The organism is Roseospira navarrensis, from assembly GCF_009601025.1.
Classification (GTDB): domain Bacteria; phylum Pseudomonadota; class Alphaproteobacteria; order Rhodospirillales; family Rhodospirillaceae; genus Rhodospira; species Rhodospira navarrensis.
In genome coordinates this window covers 1-16804 of record NZ_WIVE01000074.1, presented here as the reverse complement: position 1 = coordinate 16804, position 16804 = coordinate 1, and the positions used below count along the sequence as shown (strand labels likewise).

16 protein-coding genes are annotated in these 16804 nt (G+C 70.6%); 11 read left to right on the top strand and 5 right to left on the bottom strand.

Annotated elements, in window-relative coordinates; all coding sequences use genetic code 11:
* Positions 1 to 305: 305 nt before the first annotated feature.
* The 6 genes from hpnC to GHC57_RS16710 all read left to right on the top strand — a co-directional run bounded on the left by hpnC (position 306) and on the right by GHC57_RS16710 (position 8041).
* Entirely contained in the window at positions 306 to 1196 is an 891-nt protein-coding gene (gene hpnC / locus GHC57_RS16735; protein ID WP_153346335.1) for a squalene synthase HpnC, read from the top strand.
* A gap of 113 nt (positions 1197 to 1309) precedes the next feature.
* Entirely contained in the window at positions 1310 to 2506 is a 1197-nt protein-coding gene (locus tag GHC57_RS20125) for a glycosyltransferase (RefSeq protein WP_246152428.1), read from the top strand.
* Positions 2503 to 3417: a presqualene diphosphate synthase HpnD gene (gene hpnD / locus GHC57_RS20120; protein WP_153346333.1), complete on the top strand. Its 915-nt coding sequence runs from the start codon at positions 2503 to 2505 to the stop codon at positions 3415 to 3417. Before GHC57_RS20125 ends, hpnD begins: the two co-directional genes overlap by 4 nt.
* Positions 3417 to 4700 carry a hydroxysqualene dehydroxylase HpnE gene (gene hpnE, locus GHC57_RS16720; RefSeq protein WP_246152426.1) on the top strand — a complete coding sequence of 428 codons (1284 nt, stop codon included), beginning with the start codon at positions 3417 to 3419 and terminating at the stop codon, positions 4698 to 4700. The genes hpnD and hpnE overlap by 1 nt, the downstream gene beginning before the upstream one ends.
* A 464-nt stretch (positions 4701 to 5164) precedes the next feature.
* On the top strand, positions 5165 to 7309 hold the full coding sequence (shc, locus tag GHC57_RS16715; protein ID WP_246152424.1) for a squalene--hopene cyclase: 2145 nt from the start codon (positions 5165 to 5167) through the stop codon (positions 7307 to 7309).
* 9 nt (positions 7310 to 7318) lie between these two features.
* A complete protein-coding gene (locus GHC57_RS16710; protein WP_153346331.1) occupies positions 7319 to 8041 on the top strand; it encodes a phosphorylase family protein in 723 nt (240 codons plus the stop codon).
* 126 nt (positions 8042 to 8167) lie between these two features.
* Here the strand turns inward: GHC57_RS16710 and GHC57_RS16705 are convergent, their stop codons facing one another.
* From GHC57_RS16705 to GHC57_RS16690, 4 genes are all read right to left on the bottom strand, one after another.
* Positions 8168 to 8539, bottom strand: a complete 372-nt coding sequence (locus GHC57_RS16705) for a flagellar biosynthesis regulator FlaF (protein ID WP_153346329.1) — start codon at positions 8537 to 8539, stop codon at positions 8168 to 8170.
* A 312-nt stretch (positions 8540 to 8851) separates the two neighbouring features.
* A complete protein-coding gene (locus GHC57_RS16700) occupies positions 8852 to 9610 on the bottom strand; it encodes an ABC transporter permease (protein ID WP_153346343.1) in 759 nt (252 codons plus the stop codon).
* A complete protein-coding gene (locus tag GHC57_RS16695; RefSeq protein ID WP_425500693.1) occupies positions 9610 to 10428 on the bottom strand; it encodes an ABC transporter ATP-binding protein in 819 nt (272 codons plus the stop codon). Before GHC57_RS16695 ends, GHC57_RS16700 begins: the two co-directional genes overlap by 1 nt.
* Before the next feature lie 4 nt (positions 10429 to 10432).
* Positions 10433 to 11569 (bottom strand): PAS domain-containing sensor histidine kinase, encoded by a 1137-nt coding sequence (locus GHC57_RS16690; protein WP_170294934.1) that lies wholly within the window; start codon positions 11567 to 11569, stop codon positions 10433 to 10435.
* 342 nt (positions 11570 to 11911) lie between these two features.
* Between GHC57_RS16690 and pdxH the strand changes: the two genes are divergently transcribed.
* From pdxH to GHC57_RS16670, 4 genes are all read left to right on the top strand, one after another.
* Positions 11912 to 12517, top strand: coding sequence for a pyridoxamine 5'-phosphate oxidase (pdxH, locus tag GHC57_RS16685; protein ID WP_170294933.1), 606 nt, complete (start codon positions 11912 to 11914; stop codon positions 12515 to 12517).
* A gap of 39 nt (positions 12518 to 12556) precedes the next feature.
* Entirely contained in the window at positions 12557 to 13564 is a 1008-nt protein-coding gene (locus GHC57_RS16680) for a cation diffusion facilitator family transporter (protein ID WP_153346325.1), read from the top strand.
* 99 nt (positions 13565 to 13663) lie between these two features.
* The gene (locus tag GHC57_RS16675) at positions 13664 to 14257 is read left to right on the top strand and encodes a hypothetical protein (RefSeq protein WP_153346323.1); all 594 of its coding nucleotides are present in this window, start codon (positions 13664 to 13666) and stop codon (positions 14255 to 14257) included.
* A complete protein-coding gene (locus GHC57_RS16670) occupies positions 14254 to 14736 on the top strand; it encodes a pentapeptide repeat-containing protein (protein ID WP_153346321.1) in 483 nt (160 codons plus the stop codon). The genes GHC57_RS16675 and GHC57_RS16670 overlap by 4 nt, the downstream gene beginning before the upstream one ends.
* A 136-nt stretch (positions 14737 to 14872) precedes the next feature.
* On the opposite strand, the gene purB is transcribed toward GHC57_RS16670, so the two are convergent.
* Entirely contained in the window at positions 14873 to 16189 is a 1317-nt protein-coding gene (gene purB, locus GHC57_RS16665) for an adenylosuccinate lyase (protein WP_170294932.1), read from the bottom strand.
* 223 nt (positions 16190 to 16412) lie between these two features.
* On the opposite strand from purB, the gene GHC57_RS16660 reads away from it, so the two are divergent.
* The gene (locus GHC57_RS16660; RefSeq protein ID WP_153346319.1) at positions 16413 to 16769 is read left to right on the top strand and encodes a hypothetical protein; all 357 of its coding nucleotides are present in this window, start codon (positions 16413 to 16415) and stop codon (positions 16767 to 16769) included.
* Positions 16770 to 16804 lie beyond the last annotated feature (35 nt).

Here is a 16804-nt window from a genome sequence, read left to right as displayed (position 1 = left end):
CCGGATCGCGGATCACGATGACAACGGGCAAAGACCCCATCCTGAGACGATCACACGATCCGGTGCGGGGCCCCGGGTGGCCACCCGGGGCCCCGCAACCCGGCATCTCCACAATGCCACAAATCAAACAGACAATCCTGAAGCCGCGAAGCGGCTGAAGGACCTCGTGAGGTGGGTTCCCCTTCCTCCGTTTCACAGAACGGCAATCCCAGTTCGGAGCCCTGGACGCCCCACTCCACACCGCTCGCCTTGCCGGGCCCGGTCTGGTACACCGGCGCGACCGCCCACCGCCGGACCCCTCGCCCATGCCGCCCGCCGCCGCGCCCCGCCCGACTCCGACGTCGCCCGACTCCGCCCGGCAGGTGGAAGCGCCCTCCGGCAAGCACGCGGGCACCGAGAACTTCCCGGTCGGCTCCATCCTGATCGCCCGGCGGCTGCGCCCGCACGTGGCGACGTTCTACGCCTTCGCCCGCGCCATCGACGACATCGGCGACGCCCCCGACCTGTCCCCGGACGAGAAGATCGCCCGCCTGGACGGGTTCGAGGCCGCCATCACCGGCCGGGACACCACGGATCCGGCCTTCGCCAAGGGCCACGCGATGCGCGAGAGCCTGCGGGCGACCGGCGTGCCGGCGCAGCACGGCGTGGACCTGATCGCGGCCTTCAAGCAAGACGCGGTGAAGGGCCGCTATGCCGACTGGGACGACCTGATGGGGTATTGCCGGCTCTCGGCCGCGCCGGTGGGGCGCTACCTGATCGACCTGCACGGCGGCGCCCGCGACGGCTACGGCGCATCGGACGCCCTGTGCAATGCGCTGCAGGTCATCAATCACCTGCAGGACTGCCAGGACGACTACCGGACGCTTGATCGGGTCTATCTGCCGCAGGACTGGATGACGGCGGAGGGGGCGCGGGTCGCGGATCTGGACGCGGCCGCCGCCTCGCCCGCCCTGCGCCGGGTGCTGGACCGCTGCCTGGAGGGCTGCCGCGCCCTGATGCGCGAGGCCGACGCCCTGCCCGGCGGCTGCCTGGACCGCCGCCTGGGCCTGGAAAGCGCGGTGATCGTGGCCGTGGCCCATGCGCTGATCCGCAAGCTGTCGCGCGAGGACCCCGTGGCGGGCCGCGTCAAACTCTCCAAGGGCGGCGCGGCGGCCTGCGCGCTGCGCGGGGTGGCGCGCGGCCTGCTGGCGCGCTAGAACAGGACGGTCCTGGACCACCGGCATCCGACGATGATCGGGGGAGTCCGGCGCCGAAATGAAAGGCGGTCTGCGGGCGCAACCGCGACCGCGTGCGGGAGGATACCAACATCATGGGTGGTGCCGAGGTCATGGACGTCCTGGCCGCCATGCCCCTGGCCGCCTGGGTGTCGCTGGCGGCGGTTCTGGTGTGGCTCGGCCTGCTGCTGGGGCGCGGCGGGTTCTGGCGCGCCGACCAGAAGCTGGACAACGCGGGCGTGACCCATGACGAGGCCGTCCCCGTGGTCGCCGTCATCCCCGCCCGGGACGAGGTGTTCACCATCGGCCGCACGGTCCATTCCCTGCTGCGCCAGGACTACCCCGGCCCGCTGACCGTGGTGGTGGTGGACGACAACAGCAGCGACGGCACCGCCGAGGCCGCCCGCGCCGCCGCCGAGCGGCCGGACGAGAAGGCGTGCCTGCACGTCATTCAGGGCGAGCCGTTGCCGGCGGGCTGGTCCGGCAAGATGTGGGCCGTCCACCAGGGTCTGACGCACGCCCGGCAGGTGACGCCGGAGGCCAAATACGTGCTGCTGACGGATGCCGAGATCGAGCACAACCCCGGCAACCTGAGCCGCCTGATGGCGCGCGCGGTGCGCGAGAACCGGGCGCTGGTGTCGCTGATGGTGCGGCTGCGCTGCGTCTCGGTCTGGGAAAAGCTGCTCATCCCCGCCTTCGTGTTCTTCTTCCAGAAGCTCTACCCGTTCCCGAAGGTGAACGATCCGCGCTCCAAGGTGGCGGGCGCGGCCGGCGGCTGCATGCTGGTGCGGCTGGATGCCTTCGACGCCGCCGGCGGGATCGAGGCCATCAAGTCAGAGCTGATCGACGATTGCGCCCTGGCCCGCAACGTCAAGGCGCAGAACGTCTCGATCTGGCTGGGGCTGGCGACCCGCACCCGCTCGCTGCGGCGGTACGAGGGGCAGGGCGAGATCTGGCGCATCGTCACCCGCACGGCCTTCACCCAGCTTGGCAACTCGGCGCTGAACCTGCTGCTGATGCTGGCCTTCATGGCCGTGACCTATCTGTGGCCGCCGGTGGCCCTGGTCTGGGGCGCGGTCACGGCGGACCCGGTGACGGCCGCCCTGGGCCTGATCGGCTGGGGGCTGATGGCCGTCGCCTACTGGCCGACGCTCAAGGTCTATCACATGCCGCGCTGGCGGGCCTTGACGCTGCCGGCGGCGGCGCTGCTGTACGCCGGCATGACGGTGGATTCCGCCCGTCGGCACTGGATGGGGCGCGGGCGCGCCTGGAAGGGGCGGGTCTATCAATGACGGTCCTGCATCTTCAGCCCGCGCCGGACCGTGCGTCCGGCGGCACCGTCCGGCCCGTGCTGGACGATGAGGCGCGGGCGACCGCCACACGGATCATGGCCGCCTCGGGCACCTCGTTCGGCCTGGCCATGCGGCTGCTGCCGGCGGAGCGCCGGCACGGCATGTTCGCGGTCTACGCCTTCTGCCGGGTGGTGGACGACATCGCCGACGACCCCGCCCCGCCCGACGAGAAGCGCGCGCGGCTCGCCGACTGGCGCGGGCGCGTCGCCGCCTTGTGCGCCGGCCGCCCGCGCGCCCACGAGCCGCTGGACCGCGCCCTGGCCTGGACGGTGCACCGCTTCGGCTGCCAGGAGGCGGACTTCCACGCCGTGCTGGACGGCATGGACACGGACGCGGCGGACCGGGTGCGGATCCCCGACCTGCCCGCGCTGATGGTGTACTGCGACCGGGTGGCCTGCGCGGTCGGGCGGCTGTCCAACCCCGTGTTCGGGATCGCGCCCGCCGACAGTCCCGCCCTGGCCAGCGCCGTGGGTGGCGCGCTTCAGCTCACCAACATCCTGCGCGACGTGGCCGAGGACGCGGAGCGCGACCGCGTCTATCTGCCCACCGACCGGCTGGTGGCGCACGGGGTCGATCCCGAGGCGGGACCGGCCGACGCCATCCTGGACCATCCGGCCGTCCCGGCGGTGCGCGCCGAACTGGCGGCGCTGGCGGCGGCCCGCTTCGCCGAGGCGGATGCGCTGTTCGCCCGCCTGCCGCGCGCCCCCGCGCGTCCGGCCCGGGTGATGAAGGAGGTCTACCACGCCCTCTTCCGCCGGCTGGATGCGGGCGGCTGGGATGCGGTGCGCCACCCGCCCCGGGTGCCCAAGGCCGTCAAGCTGGCCATCGCCCTGCGGTACGGATTGCGGTGATGATGGGGACGGACGCACCCGCCCGTCGGGTTCATGTGATCGGCGCCGGCCTCGCCGGGCTCGCCTGCGCGGTGACGCTGGCGCGGGCCGGGCACGCCGTCGCCCTGTCCGAGGGCGCCGGGCAGGCCGGGGGCCGGGCGCGCTCGTTCCATGACACGACGCTGGAGCGGGTGATCGACAACGGCAACCACCTGCTGCTGTCGGGTAACCGCTCGGTGTTCCGGTTCCTGGACGACATCGGCGCCCGCGACCGTCTGGTGGGGCCGCCGGGCACGCGCTATCCCTTTCTCGATCTGGCCAGCGGCGAACGCTGGGTGGTGCGCATCGGCCCCGGCCTGTGGCCGGGCTGGGTGTTCGACCGGGCGCGGCGGGTGCCCGGCACGCGGGCGCGCGAGTATCTGTCCGGGCTGCGGCTGGGGCGGGCGCGGCCCGAGGCCACGGTCTCGGACGTGCTGGGCCGGGCCGGGCCGCTGTATGATCGGTTCTGGCACCCGCTGGCCGTGTCCGCGCTCAACACCGAGGCCGAACTGGCCCAGGCCCGCCTTCTGTGGCCGGTGCTGGTGGAGACCTTCGGGAAGGGCGGCCGCGCCTGCCGCCCGTTGTGGGCGCGCGACGGCCTCAGCGAGACCTTCGTGACGCCCGCCCTGCGCCTGCTGGAGGCGCGCGGTGCGACCGTCACCTTCGGGCGCCGCCTGAAGGAACTGGAAAGCCGCGACGGCCGCCTGTCCCGGCTGGTGTTCCAGGACGGCGCCGTGGATCTGGCCCCCGGCGACGCCGTGGTGCTGGCGGTGCCGCCCTGGGCGGCGAGCCTGCTGCTGCCCATGCTGCGGGTGCCGAACGTGTTCCGGCCGATCGTGAACCTGCATTTCCGGCTGCCCGAGACTCCGGCGCGGGTGGCCCAGCCGCTGGGCCTGCTGGGCGGCACGGCGGAATGGCTGTTCGTGCGCGGCGATGTCGCCTCGGTGACCATCAGCGCGGCCAGCCACCTGATCGACCTGCCGCCGGACATGATCGCCGAGCCGGTCTGGCCCGAGATCGCCCGCGCCCTGGACCTGCCCGAGGGCACACCCATGCCGCCGGTCAAGGTCATCAAGGAAAAGCGGGCCACCTTCGCCCAGACGCCGGAGCAGGTGGCGCGCCGCCCGGGGGTGCGGGGGCCGTTCGCCAATCTGGTGCTGGCGGGCGACTGGACCGATACCGGCTTGCCCGCCACCATCGAAGGCGCGGTGCGTTCCGGCCACAGAGCGGCGGAATCCGTCATTGCATTGCAACGCGCGACTTGACGGATCGCCCCCCGCCAGTCCAAAACCCTTTCTGGTGCGGTGCGTTAGCCGGCGCGGCAAAACCCAGCCGCGAGACGTCAGGCTAGCCGGTCTCGCCCGCAAGGAAAAGCCCCTGATCCATTCAGGGATAACAAGAACAGGTCGCCAAGGCCGGCGTCCGCCCGTTTCGGGTCCTTCCCGATGCTGGGCCGGTGTGGTTCCGCCGCCCGATGCGGCGATATCGCGTCTGTCCCTGCCCCCGTCGTCCGTTTCGGGGGCCGCCACCGCGAACACGCCGACAGGCGGACACGCCGTGACGAAGACCCGTTGCGCGGGCCATCCGCCGGGCGGGCTCTGAACAGGGGGGATATCTCGTCCTGTCCCAAACCTGTGACCGGGGTCCCGGCCCCGGCACGATCCTTGCGAACCACGCTGCCCGAGGGCTGCATCAGTCGCGCCGCGCCAGCCAGGGAATGCCGTTTCCGATGAACAAAGCGTTGCACAAGACACCTGTCATCGATCTAGAGTCTCACCCCTCGTTCTCCATGCAGTGGTCCCCCGCGCGCGACGGGCGCCCGACCCCGGCCCAGGACAACGCGCCCGGGGCGGACCCGACCCTGAACCCGACCCTGGGCGGGACCGAGGGCCACGGACCCCGTGAGGACGGCGCGTCGGACCCGGGCGTCCCGGATCCGGGTGTGATCGACCGCGTCATCGACGAGGTCTCCGGCTGGCTGCGCAAGCGCCAGAACGACGACGGCCACTGGGTGTTCGAGCTGGAAGCCGATGCCACCATCCCGTCGGAATACATCCTGCTGAACCACTTCCTGGACGAGATCGACGACGCCCGGGAACAGAAGATCGCCGTCTATCTGCGCCGCATCCAGGGCGCGCACGGCGGCTGGCCGCTGTTCCATGACGGCGACTTCGACATGAGCGCGTCCGTCAAGGCCTACTACGCGCTCAAGCTGGTCGGGGATCACCCCGACGCCCCGCACATGGTGCGCGCGCGCGAAGCCATCCTGAAGCGCGGCGGCGCGGCGCGCGCCAACGTCTTCACCCGCTACACCCTGGCCATGTTCGGCCAGGTGCCCTGGCGCGCCTGCCCGGTGGCCCGGGTCGAGGCCATGCTGCTGCCGCGCTGGTTCCCGTTCCACCTGGACAAGGTGTCGTACTGGTCGCGCACCGTGATGGTGCCGCTGTTCGTGCTGTATTCCCGCCGGGCGCGCGCCGTGAACCCGCGCGGCGTCGAGGTGTCCGAGCTGTTCGTGACCCCGCCGGAGAAGGAGCGCAAGTACCACTCCAACCCGACTGGGCACTGGATGGGCAGCCTGCTGCTCAAGGTGGATGCAATCGCCCGCCTGTTCGAGCCGCTGTTCCCCGTCTCGGGTGAGCGCAAGGCCACGGAAAAGGCCCTGAAATTCGTCGAGGAGCGCCTGAACGGCGTGGACGGCCTGGGCGGCATCTATCCCGCCATCGCCAACTGCCTGATGGTCTATCACACCCTGGGCTATCCCAAGGATCACCCGCACGTCCGCACCGCCCGCAAGGCGGTGGACGGGCTGATCGTGGACAAGGGCGATCACGCCTACGTCCAGCCCTGCCTGTCGCCGGTGTGGGACACGGGCCTTGCCTCGCTGGCCATGCAGGAGACCATCGCCCAGGGCCGGGGCGGCCTGAGCGATGCCGCGCCGGCGGCCCAGGACAGCGCCATCGCCGGCGCCTGCGCGTGGCTGCGCGACCGCCAGATCCTGGACACGGTGGGTGACTACGCCGCGTGGAAGCCGGGCCTGCGACCGGGCGGCTGGGCCTTCCAGTACAACAACGCGCACTATCCGGACGTGGACGACACGGCTGTGATCGGCATGCTGCTGGACCGCGCCCGCGACCCGAAGAACAAGGAGGCCATCGACCGCGCCGCCGAGTGGATCGCCGGGCTGCAGTCGCGCAACGGCGGCTGGGGCGCCTTCGACGCCGACAACGAGTACTACGTGCTCAACCACATCCCGTTCGCCGACCATGGCGCCCTGCTGGACCCGCCCACGGTGGATGTGACCGCCCGGTGCGTCGGCTTCCTGGCCCAGATCGGCGATCCGAAGTACACGCCGGTGATCGACCGGGCGCTGGCCTTCCTGAAGAGCGAGCAGGAGCCCGACGGCTCCTGGTTCGGCCGCTGGGGGACCAACTACATCTACGGCACCTGGTCGGCGCTGGCCGCCTTCAACGCCGTGGGCGAGGACCCGCAGGCGCCGCACATCCAGGCCGCCGTGGCGTGGCTGAAGCGTCGCCAGCAGGCCGACGGCGGCTGGGGCGAGGGCTGCGAGAGCTACTGGGCCGACAAGCGCGACTTCGTGAAGGCGTCCACGCCGACGCAGACGTCCTGGGCCGTGCTCGGCCTGATGGCCGCCGGCGAGGTGGACAGCGACGCCGTGCGCAAAGGCATCGCCTATCTGTCGCACGCCCCGCGCGAGGAAGGCCGCTGGACCGAGGAGCTGTACAACGCCGTCGGCTTCCCGCGCATCTTCTACCTGAAGTACCACGGCTATCCGGCGTTCTTCCCGCTGTGGGCGCTGTCGCGCTATCGCAACCTGACGCGCGGCAACTCCCGCCGGGTGTCCTGGGGGATCTAACGGGTCTCCATGGACACCACGCCCCCCGCCAGTCCTCCCGCCATGACGGCCCCGATCGGGGTGGTCACCGGCCTGACCAGCGAGGTCCGCGCCCTCTCGGGGGTGCCGGGCCTCGCGGCGCGTTGCCTGGGTCCCGGCCCGGACAAGGCCGAGGCCGCCGCCCGCGCCCTGCTGGCGGACGGCGCGCGGGCCCTGGTCAGCGCGGGCATCTGCGGCGGCCTGGACCCGGCGCTGGTGCCCGGCTCGATCGTGCTGCCGGCGCGGGTCATCAACCGCCACAATCCCGAGCAGACCTGGATGGTGGACGCCGTCTGGCACGCCGCCGTCATGGCGGCCGCGCCCACCGACCTGCCGCCGTTCCAGACCGGGGCGCTGATGGGCTCGGACCGGGCGGTGGGCTCGGTGGAGGGCAAGCACGCCCTGGCCGCGCGCACCGGGGCCGTGGCCGTGGACATGGAAAGCCATGCCGTCGCCCGCGTGGCGGAGGCGGCCGGCGTGCCCTTCCTGGTGCTGCGCACGGTGGCCGATACCGCGAACGACGTGCTGCCGCCCTGGATCGCCGGGGTGCTGAACCGGGACGGCTCGCCCAATGCCGCCATGGCGGTGCGACGGATGCTGGCCGGCCCGTGGCGCGTGCCGGCGCTGGTGCGCCTCGCCCGCCGCAGTGCGACCGCCGAGCGCGCCCTCGGCCGCGCCGCGCCGGTCGTGTTCGGCGCGGACCGGACCGGGTAGGGGGGATCGGACCCGCGTCGCGGGGCACTCCGCCAGGGGCGGCGCCGTATCCGGCGGCTTGCGCCTGTGGCGCGAAGCCGCCCTACGAGACGTCTACGAGACGGCGTTGACGGGCGCGACGCGAGATCACACCGGGGCGGACGCCGCGCCAAGCTGGCCTTCGAGCAGGCCTTCGGCGATCTGCAGATTGGCGTTGATGAGCGTGCCGATGTCGGCGTCGTCCAGCGTCGCCCGCTCGTGCACGCACTTGCGCGCCACATAGGCGGACAGGTGCAGCAGGTTGTCCTTGACCTCGGGCGGCAGGGCGTTGTCCGGCCGCCGCACCAGGGTGCGGATGCCCACCCAGAGATACAGGTTCAGGTCCAGCGCGCTGTCGAGCGCGACCGGGTCGCCGGACTCGCGGGCGCTGGACAGGACGACGGCGACCCGGGCGAGCGCGGTGGCGTCGTCCTCGGCGGTCGATGGGGGGGTGGGGCGAGAGGCATCGTCCGGAGTCATGAGGACGTCACTCCCCTGGAAGGCCGCGGTCTTCGGACAGGACCGCGGCACCGTGGGCCGGGCGGGGGGCGACGGGCGCCTGATCCCCGCCATCATTCCAACGTCATCTGACGATGACCGTTGAAGTCCGTGGCCGGCCCTCTCCCCCACCCGGCCACCCAACGCCAGTATCCCCAAGGAAAGGGATGGGGGGTGGCCGGGTGGGGGAGAGGGCCGGTGCCGCCGGAATAAGCGAACAGGCTACGCGGTTTTTCCCGTCTGAAACACCCTGGCAAACGGCCGATGGCCCTTGGGTATAGGGCCGGCACGCGCTTAACCGTCGTGCGCCTCGGTCTCGCGCTGCCAGGGCACCAGCCGGCGCATGGTGGCGTCCACCACGAAATAGAGCAGCACCGCGAACACCGCCAGCAGGGCCAGGGCGGCGAACATCAGGTCGATCTGCATGCGGGCGTTGGCGTGCAGCATCAGATAGCCGAGCCCGGCGGAGGACCCCACCCACTCGCCGACCACGGCCCCGATGGGCGCCACGGCGGTCGCCACCCGCAGGCCGCTGGCCAGCGCCGGCAGCGCCGCCGGAATGCGGATGTGCCGCAGCGTGGCCCAGCGGCCGGCGTTCATCACCCGCGCCTGCTCCAGCCACAGCGGGTCGGTGCGGCGCAGGCCGTCCAGGAACGCGCTGGCGACGGGGAAATAGATGATGAGCGTCGCCATCGCGACCTTGGAGGCCAGCCCGTAGCCCAGCCACAGCACCAGCAGCGGCGCCAGGGCGAACACGGGCACCGCCTGGCTGACCACCAGCACCGGCATCAGCCAGCGCCGCACCGGCGCCCAGGACACCAGCGCCAGCGCCGAGGCCACGCCCAGCGCCGTGCCCAGGGCGAGGCCCAGCAGGATCTCGCCGTAGGTGACCAGGGCGTGCCCCCACAGGGTGTCGAGGCGCCGCCACGCCGTCTCCAGCGTCTGCGCGGGCGACGGCAGCAGATAGTCCCGCCGGCCGTTGAGCACATAGGCCAGGTGCCACAGCGCCAGCAGGCCGGCGACCGTCACCCCGATCCGTCCCACGCGGGCCATCATGGCGCGCCGCCTCCCCCCGCATGGTCCTCGCCGGTCAGGCGGCGCAGCACCTCGGCCTGAAGCGCCAGCACGGCCGGGTCCACGGCCTCGCGTGGGGGCGCCCCCGGCGGGGTCAGCGGCGCGTCCAGGGTCGCCGGGCGGCCGTGCAGCACGTGGACGGCGTCGCCCAGGCGCAGGGCCTCCAGCGGGTCGTGGGTCACCAGCAGCACCGTGCGCCCGGCCAGCAGACGCGCCGTCAGGTCCTGGAGCCGCAGGCGGGTGAGAAAATCCAGCGCCGAGAACGGCTCGTCCATCAGGATGACCGGCCGGTCCTCCATCAGCGCGCGGGCCAGGGCGACGCGCTGACGCATCCCGCCCGACAGCGTCCCCGGCCGCGCGGTCAGACGGTCGCCCAGTCCGACCTCGGCCAGCAGGGCGGCGGCGCGGGCGCGCGCCGGTCCCATGGGCTCGCCCCGCAGGCGCGCCCCCAGGGCCACGTTGTCGAGGGCACCGGCCCAGGGCAGCAGCGAATCGCGCTGCGCCAGATAGGCCACGCGGCCCGTCAGGGGGCGGCCGTCGTCGCATGTGACCGTGGCCCGGGCGTGGTCCCCGGCCTCCAGGCCCGCGATCAGGCGCAGCAGGGTGGACTTGCCCACCCCGCTCGGCCCCAGCAGCGCGGTGGTGCGGCCGGCCGGCAGGGTGAGCGCCAGGCCGTCGAACAGCCGCACGCCGCCGTACTGCAGGGCGGCGTCCGACAGGCGCACGCCGACGGTGCGGCCGGGATCGGCCGCCGCGGCATCGGGACCGTGCGGCGGAACGACGGAGGCGGAGGACACGGGGCTACGGTCCCGGCGCGTCGTCGGGATGCGGCAGCCGCACGGTGATGGTGGTCCCCTCGCCGGGGACGCTGCGGCCGGTCAGGCGTCCGCCCAGGCGGTCCAGCATCTCGCGGCAGACCCGCAGGCCCAGGCCCGTGCCCGGCTCGTTGGACGTGCCGGGGGTGGAGACCGCCTCGCCCGTGGCCAGGATGCGGTCCAGCGACTCCTGCGCCATGCCCACCCCGGTGTCGATCACATGCAGGCCCACCGACGCCCCGTCGGTGCCGCCGCGCAGGGTGATGCTGCCGCCCTCGGGCGTGAACTTCAGGGCGTTGCTCATCAGGTTGCGCAGCACGGTGGTCAGCATGTTGGCGTCGGTGCGGGCGCTGAGGGACGGGGCGATGTCCACCGCCACCCGGATGCCCTTGCGGTCCGCCACCGATCCCATGGTGCGCGCGACGTCGGTCACCAGGGGCTGCAGGGGCTGCACCTTCGGGTTGGCGGTCCGGGCATCCACATGCAGCCGTGACCATTCCAGCAGGTTGTCGAGCAAAGCCAGCGCGTGCCCGGCGGCCTCCTGGATGCGGCCGGCGTAGTCGAGCGCCTGGGGCACGGTCAGCGACTCGCCCAGGGTCTCCATCAGGTCCACGTAGCCCAGGATGGGATTGAACGGGCCGCGCAGGTCGTGCCCGATGATGGAGAACAGGCGGTCCTTGTCGCGGTTCAGCTTTTCCAGGCGGGCGTGACTGTCCGCCAGCGCCTGTTCGGCCACCTTGCGGGCCGTGATGTCCTCGACGGTCGTGACCTTGAACGGCGCGCCGTCGCGGTCGTGGAAGCGCGCCGCGCCGACCCGGATCCAGACCGGCCGGCCGTCCGGCCGCCGCACCTGCCACTCGGCCGGGATTTCCACGCCGCCTTCGATGAAGTCGTCATGCATCCGCGTGGCCGTCTCGCGGTACGGCTCCGGGACCACCAGGGTGAAATGCCGGCCGAGTACGTCGTCCGGCTCGACCCCGTAGATGTCGCACCATCCCTTGGAGACGCTGACGAAGCACCCCGTTCTGTCGGTGATGCAGACGCCCGTGAGCAGAGCCTCGTTGATGGCTGTCAGAACGTTGGCCGGGTCCCACCCCTCCGCCAGGCCAAAGGGTCCCTTCATCCGTGATGCTCCCCCGGCGTCCGTGGGCCCGGTGCGCCGTTCCGTCGCCAATGACACGTCCCTTTTTGCACGGAAATGTTTTTCTAAGGGTGACCGGATTGTAAGGACCCGGCCCGGTCGGGTCCAGACCTCTGCGCGAACAACCGTTCGACCATTCACCGAAGTGTGGGGTCGGTCGGTCCATCCCGGATTGTGCGCAGGGGGCGCGTCATCCTCTCCCGTTGCGGGGCGGGCCGGCAGCATTGCGATCCACCCCCCTTGTCCCTTACGTATGCCGGGGTCACCCACCCCAGCCCGTTGTCCCGCACCGCACCGCCCCCCTCACCAACTGAGGACCCGCCCGTGTCATCCCTTGAGGTCGCCGACCCCTTCGCCCTGTTCGACGCCTGGCTGACGGAGGCGGAGAAGACCGAACCGAACGACCCCAACGCGGTCGCCCTGGCCACCGCGACGCCCGACGGCGTGCCCTCGGTCCGGATGGTTCTGCTGAAGGGCGTGGTGCGCATCGCCGGCCCGGACGGCGGCTTCGTGTTCTACACCAACATGGAAAGCCGCAAGGGTGGCGAACTGGAGGCCAATCCCCGCGCCGCCCTGTGCTTCCACTGGAAGAGCCTGCGCCGGCAGGTGCGGGTGGAAGGGCCGGTGGTCCGCGTCGGCGATGCCGAGGCCGACGCCTATTTCAACTCCCGCCCGCGCGACAGCCGCATCGGCGCGTGGGCATCGCGGCAGTCGCGCCCGCTGGAAAGCCGCCTGGACCTGGAAAAGCGCATCGCCCAGTATGCCGCGCGCCACGCCGTCGGCCCGGTTCCGCGCCCGCCCTTCTGGACCGGATCGCGGGTGGTGGCCGAGCGCATCGAATTCTGGCGCGATCGGCCGTTCCGTCTGCACGACCGGGTCGTCTATACATGGTCCGAGGCGGGCTGGCGGACCGAGCGTCTGTACCCCTGAGGCCCGCGCCGACGCCCGCATCCACGCCGAGGACTCGCCATGACCCCAGATCGCGCGCCGCGCCGCCCGAATCCGTCGCACGGCGACCGGGGCGGCGAGTCGTCCCGCAACGCCGCGCTGATGCGCTGGGCCACCTATGCGGCTGTCGGCACGGCCTCCACCCTGATCGTCATCAAGCTGGTGGCCTGGAGCCTGACCGGATCACTGTCTCTGCTGTCCACGCTGATCGACTCCGTGCTGGATGCGGCGGCCTCGCTGCTGAACCTGTTCGCGGTCCGGGTGGCGCTGGAGCCGGCGGACCACGACCACCGCTTCGGGCACGGCAAGGCGGAGCCGCTGGCCGGGCTGGCGCAGGCCGCGTTCATCGGCGGCTCGGCGCTGTTCCTGATCGTCGAGGCGGCCTCGCGGTTCCTCGACCCGGTGCCCGTGACCCGCTCCGACGTGGGCATCGCGGTCATGGTGGCGTCCATCGTGCTGACGCTGGGGCTGGTGGCGTTCCAGCGCCATGTGGTGAAGCGCACGCGCTCGGTGGCGATCAGCGCCGACTCGCTGCACTACACCGGGGATGTGCTCATCAACGGCAGTGTGATCGTCTCGCTGCTGCTGGTCTCGCTGGGCGGGTTCACCTGGGCCGACCCGGCGTTCGCGCTCGCCATCGCGCTGTACCTGCTGTACACGGCCTGGACCATTCTGCGCACCGCGCTCAGCCTGCTCATGGACAAGGAGTTCCCCGAGGAGGACCGCCTGCGCATCCTGGAGATCGCCCGCGAGCACGGCCAGGTGCTGGACGCGCACGACCTGCGCACGCGCTCGTCCGGCCCGCAGGCGTTCATCCAGTTGCACCTGGAAATGGACCGGGACCTGCCCCTGTGGAAGGCCCACGCCATCGCGGATCAGGTGGAACACCGCATCCGCCGGGCCTTCCCGGACTCGGAGGTGCTGATCCACCAGGACCCGTCCGGGATCGACGAGCACCACGACCAGATCGTCTACGACGACGGCCTGGAGCCGGACCCGGCCGACAGCGCCCGCCCGGCGTCGGCGTGAGACGGGTGGCCATTGTCAGATGGCTTTGGTCCTGGACCTTCAGTGACGACCCGCTATGGTAAGGCCCTGATGCGCGCATGATCTCTTCAGGGCAGGCCGATGACCGACTCGCCGGACACTGTGCGGTCCCTATGGGATGCCGTCTCCTGCCTGTGGGGCAGCGCGGCCTGCACGGTGGACACATCCGTGGTCTTCCGGAATCTGATGCTCGGGCTGGGCGCGCCCGTCACGGCCGGGCTGGCCTTCGCGGGCCTCTGGATCGCCCTGCGCCGCGCGAACACGGATCGCGCACGGCAGGTCGCCGAAAGCTTTGCGACCGTTGTTGAACTGCTGGGCTACGACAACCGGGGTGTGCGTCTGGGCGCCATCTATGCCCTGGAACGCCTGCACCGCACGACGCCGGACCTGCGGGGCCAAATCGAAAGGACCCTGGGCGGCTATGCGCGGGAACGGTCCCGTGAGGACCGGGACGCATCCGAAGAAGAGTCCCCCGATTGGATCGATGAGGGGCTTGTGTCGGAAGATGTGGCTGCCGCCTTCCGTGTGTTGGCCGATCTGAAAACGCCTGAGACCGCACGCAAGGCTCCATTGGGACAGAGGCTCGCAGGAACGGTGGGCCGACGCCTTGCCGGCCCGCCGTTTCACATGACACGGCTGAGCCGTTGGCTCATGATGGGCAAGGAGGGGTCATGACCAGAGAGGCCGCAGCCATGCTCCGTGATACCCCGATGCCGGACCTGAGCCGCGCCCGCCTGCCCCGGATTGCGGCCAGCGGCAAGACGCTGGCGCACTGGACGCTGGAGCACGCGGACCTGAGATATGCGGATTTGCGCGGGGCCGACTTGCGCGGCGCCAACCTCCGGCGGGCGAACCTGATGGGCGCCGACCTGAGCGGCGCGGACTTGTCCGGCGCGGATGCCAGTTTCGCTGACCTGACGGAAGTGAATTGGACAGGGGCAATCCTGAAGGGAACGATCCTTCGTGGTGCAGACCTGAGGATCGTGAGCGAGAAACGAAAACTCGATGATGTAAGAGACGGTTTGGCTTATGTGTCAAATGCAACAGAAAGCAGCGGAATTCTCCAAGAACAACAGGTTCTGTCCGCAACATACGACCACGAAACAATTCTACCGGAACATCTGAAGCACCTGACGAAGACGCACGTCTTGTAATCCAAGGACGGCACCGCATGCGGCGGGTTGCGCCTTCGGCGCGAACCCGCCCTACGGGCTGGATCCCGAGCCGACCGAGAGCGCCCGCCTGTCGTCGGCGTGAGACGGGTGGTCCGGTCCCGGTCGTACCGCCCCGCTACACCGCCGCGCCGAACACCCGCTTGAAGATGGTGTCCACGTGCCGGGTGTGGTGGGCCAGGTCGAACAGCCCGGTCAGGGTGGCGTCGTCCAGGGCCGCCGTCACCTCGGCGTCGGTCTTCAGCAGGCTCAGCAGGTCGCCCTCGCCGTCCCAGACCTTCATGGCGTTGCGCTGGACCAGCCGATAGGCGTCCTCGCGGCTCACCCCCGCCTGGGTCAGGGCCAGCAAAACCCGCTGCGAGAACACCAACCCGCCCATGCGCTCCAGGTTGGCCCGGATGGTCTCGCCGTGGACCACCAGCTTGTCCACGACCCCGGCCAGCCGGGCCAGGGCGAAGTCCAGGGTCACGGTGGCGTCGGGGCCGATCATGCGCTCCACGGAGGAATGGGAGATGTCGCGCTCGTGCCACAGGGCGACGTTCTCCATCGCGGGCACCACATAGCCGCGCACGATGCGGGCGAGGCCGGTGAGGTTCTCGGTCAGCACCGGGTTGCGCTTGTGCGGCATGGCCGAGCTGCCCTTCTGGCCGGGGGCGAAGTATTCCTCGGCCTCGCGCACCTCGGTGCGCTGCAGGTGGCGGACCTCGGTGGCCAGACGCTCGACGGAACTGGCGATCACGCCCAGCACGGCGAAGAACTGGGCGTGCCGGTCGCGCGGGATGATCTGGGTGGAGACCGGCTCCGGCGTCAGGCCGAGCTGTTTCGCCACGTGGACTTCAACCGCCGGATCGATGTTGGCGAAGGTGCCCACGGCCCCGGAGATGGCGCAGGTCGCCACGTCGGCGCGGGCCGCCAGCAGGCGGTCGCGCGCGCGCTCGAACTCGGCGTGGAAGCTGGCGAACTTCAGGCCCATGGTCACCGGCTCGGCGTGGATGCCGTGGCTGCGGCCCATGCACACGGTCATGCGGTGTTCCAGCGCCCGGCGCTTCAGGGCGGCCAGGACCGCGTCCAGGTCCTCCAGCAGCAGGTCGGCGGCCTGGGTGAGCTGCACGGCGAGGCAGGTGTCCAGCACGTCCGACGAGGTCATGCCCTGGTGGACGAAGCGGGCCGGTTCGCCCACGTGGTCGGCCAGCTCGGTCAGGAAGGCGATGACGTCGTGCTTGACCTCGGCCTCGATGGCGTCGATGCGGGCGATGCGCTCGGCGGTGTAGGGCTTGTCGCCCGCCTCCCACACGGCGGCGGCGGCCTCCTTCGGGATCACGCCCAGATCGGCGAGCGCGTCGCAGGCGTGGGCCTCGATCAGGAACCAGATGCGGAACTTGTTGGCGGGCTCCCAGATGGCGGCCATGGCCGGGCGGGAATAGCGCGGAATCACGGGCGAGGCTCCTTGGCAGCGGGGATCGGGGTCGGGCGCGTTATACCGCCGATGCGCCCGCCCCGCCAGGGGCCGCCCTCACTCCTTCCTTTTCGGGTTCATCTGACACTTGGCTGGAAAAATCCAGGCGCACACAGTGTGTCGAATCGGTAGAATCCAGTTTTTGTTGACGATAAGTGCTTAATCACCTTATGTTTGCTGCTAATGAATGGGGAGGGTGTAGATGGTTGGAACCAACCTTACCTTATACTTTGGTCTTCCTGAGAATGAAGTTGCTGAGTTAGAGCATGTTGCGGCAGCAGCCATAGAATGGGTTGCCGCTATTCGGGCTGCAGCAGCAACTGTTAGCCCGGATTTAGAAATAGTTGTCGGCTTTGAAGATGCTCAAAGAAGCAGTCTGAAAATAAATACGATTTTGAATTGGGCGGAAGACAGTCTTTGTCAAATTGAAAGAGGGTCGAAGCGACATACGAGGCTGAGGTTTTTGGCGTTTTCATTATGTGTTTTCCTTGTAAGTGCTCCTACTCAATATGCAATTAAGGCTTATCCCTTTGCTTCCGGCGCGATCAACATATCGTAGGAGATTGGGCCTTTGGTGGTGGCGATGCCCAGGAG

Coding starts and splice junctions, on each gene's coding strand:
- hpnC (WP_153346335.1), top strand. CDS start 306: ATGCCGCCCGCCGCCGCGCCCCGCCCGACTCCGACGTCGCCCGACTCC.
- GHC57_RS20125 (WP_246152428.1), top strand. CDS start 1,310: ATGGGTGGTGCCGAGGTCATGGACGTCCTGGCCGCCATGCCCCTGGCC.
- hpnD (WP_153346333.1), top strand. CDS start 2,503: ATGACGGTCCTGCATCTTCAGCCCGCGCCGGACCGTGCGTCCGGCGGC.
- hpnE (WP_246152426.1), top strand. CDS start 3,417: ATGATGGGGACGGACGCACCCGCCCGTCGGGTTCATGTGATCGGCGCC.
- shc (WP_246152424.1), top strand. CDS start 5,165: ATGAACAAAGCGTTGCACAAGACACCTGTCATCGATCTAGAGTCTCAC.
- GHC57_RS16710 (WP_153346331.1), top strand. CDS start 7,319: ATGGACACCACGCCCCCCGCCAGTCCTCCCGCCATGACGGCCCCGATC.
- GHC57_RS16705 (WP_153346329.1), bottom strand. CDS start 8,539: ATGACTCCGGACGATGCCTCTCGCCCCACCCCCCCATCGACCGCCGAG.
- GHC57_RS16700 (WP_153346343.1), bottom strand. CDS start 9,610: ATGGCCCGCGTGGGACGGATCGGGGTGACGGTCGCCGGCCTGCTGGCG.
- GHC57_RS16690 (WP_170294934.1), bottom strand. CDS start 11,569: ATGAAGGGACCCTTTGGCCTGGCGGAGGGGTGGGACCCGGCCAACGTT.
- GHC57_RS16680 (WP_153346325.1), top strand. CDS start 12,557: ATGACCCCAGATCGCGCGCCGCGCCGCCCGAATCCGTCGCACGGCGAC.
- GHC57_RS16675 (WP_153346323.1), top strand. CDS start 13,664: ATGACCGACTCGCCGGACACTGTGCGGTCCCTATGGGATGCCGTCTCC.
- GHC57_RS16670 (WP_153346321.1), top strand. CDS start 14,254: ATGACCAGAGAGGCCGCAGCCATGCTCCGTGATACCCCGATGCCGGAC.
- GHC57_RS16660 (WP_153346319.1), top strand. CDS start 16,413: ATGGTTGGAACCAACCTTACCTTATACTTTGGTCTTCCTGAGAATGAA.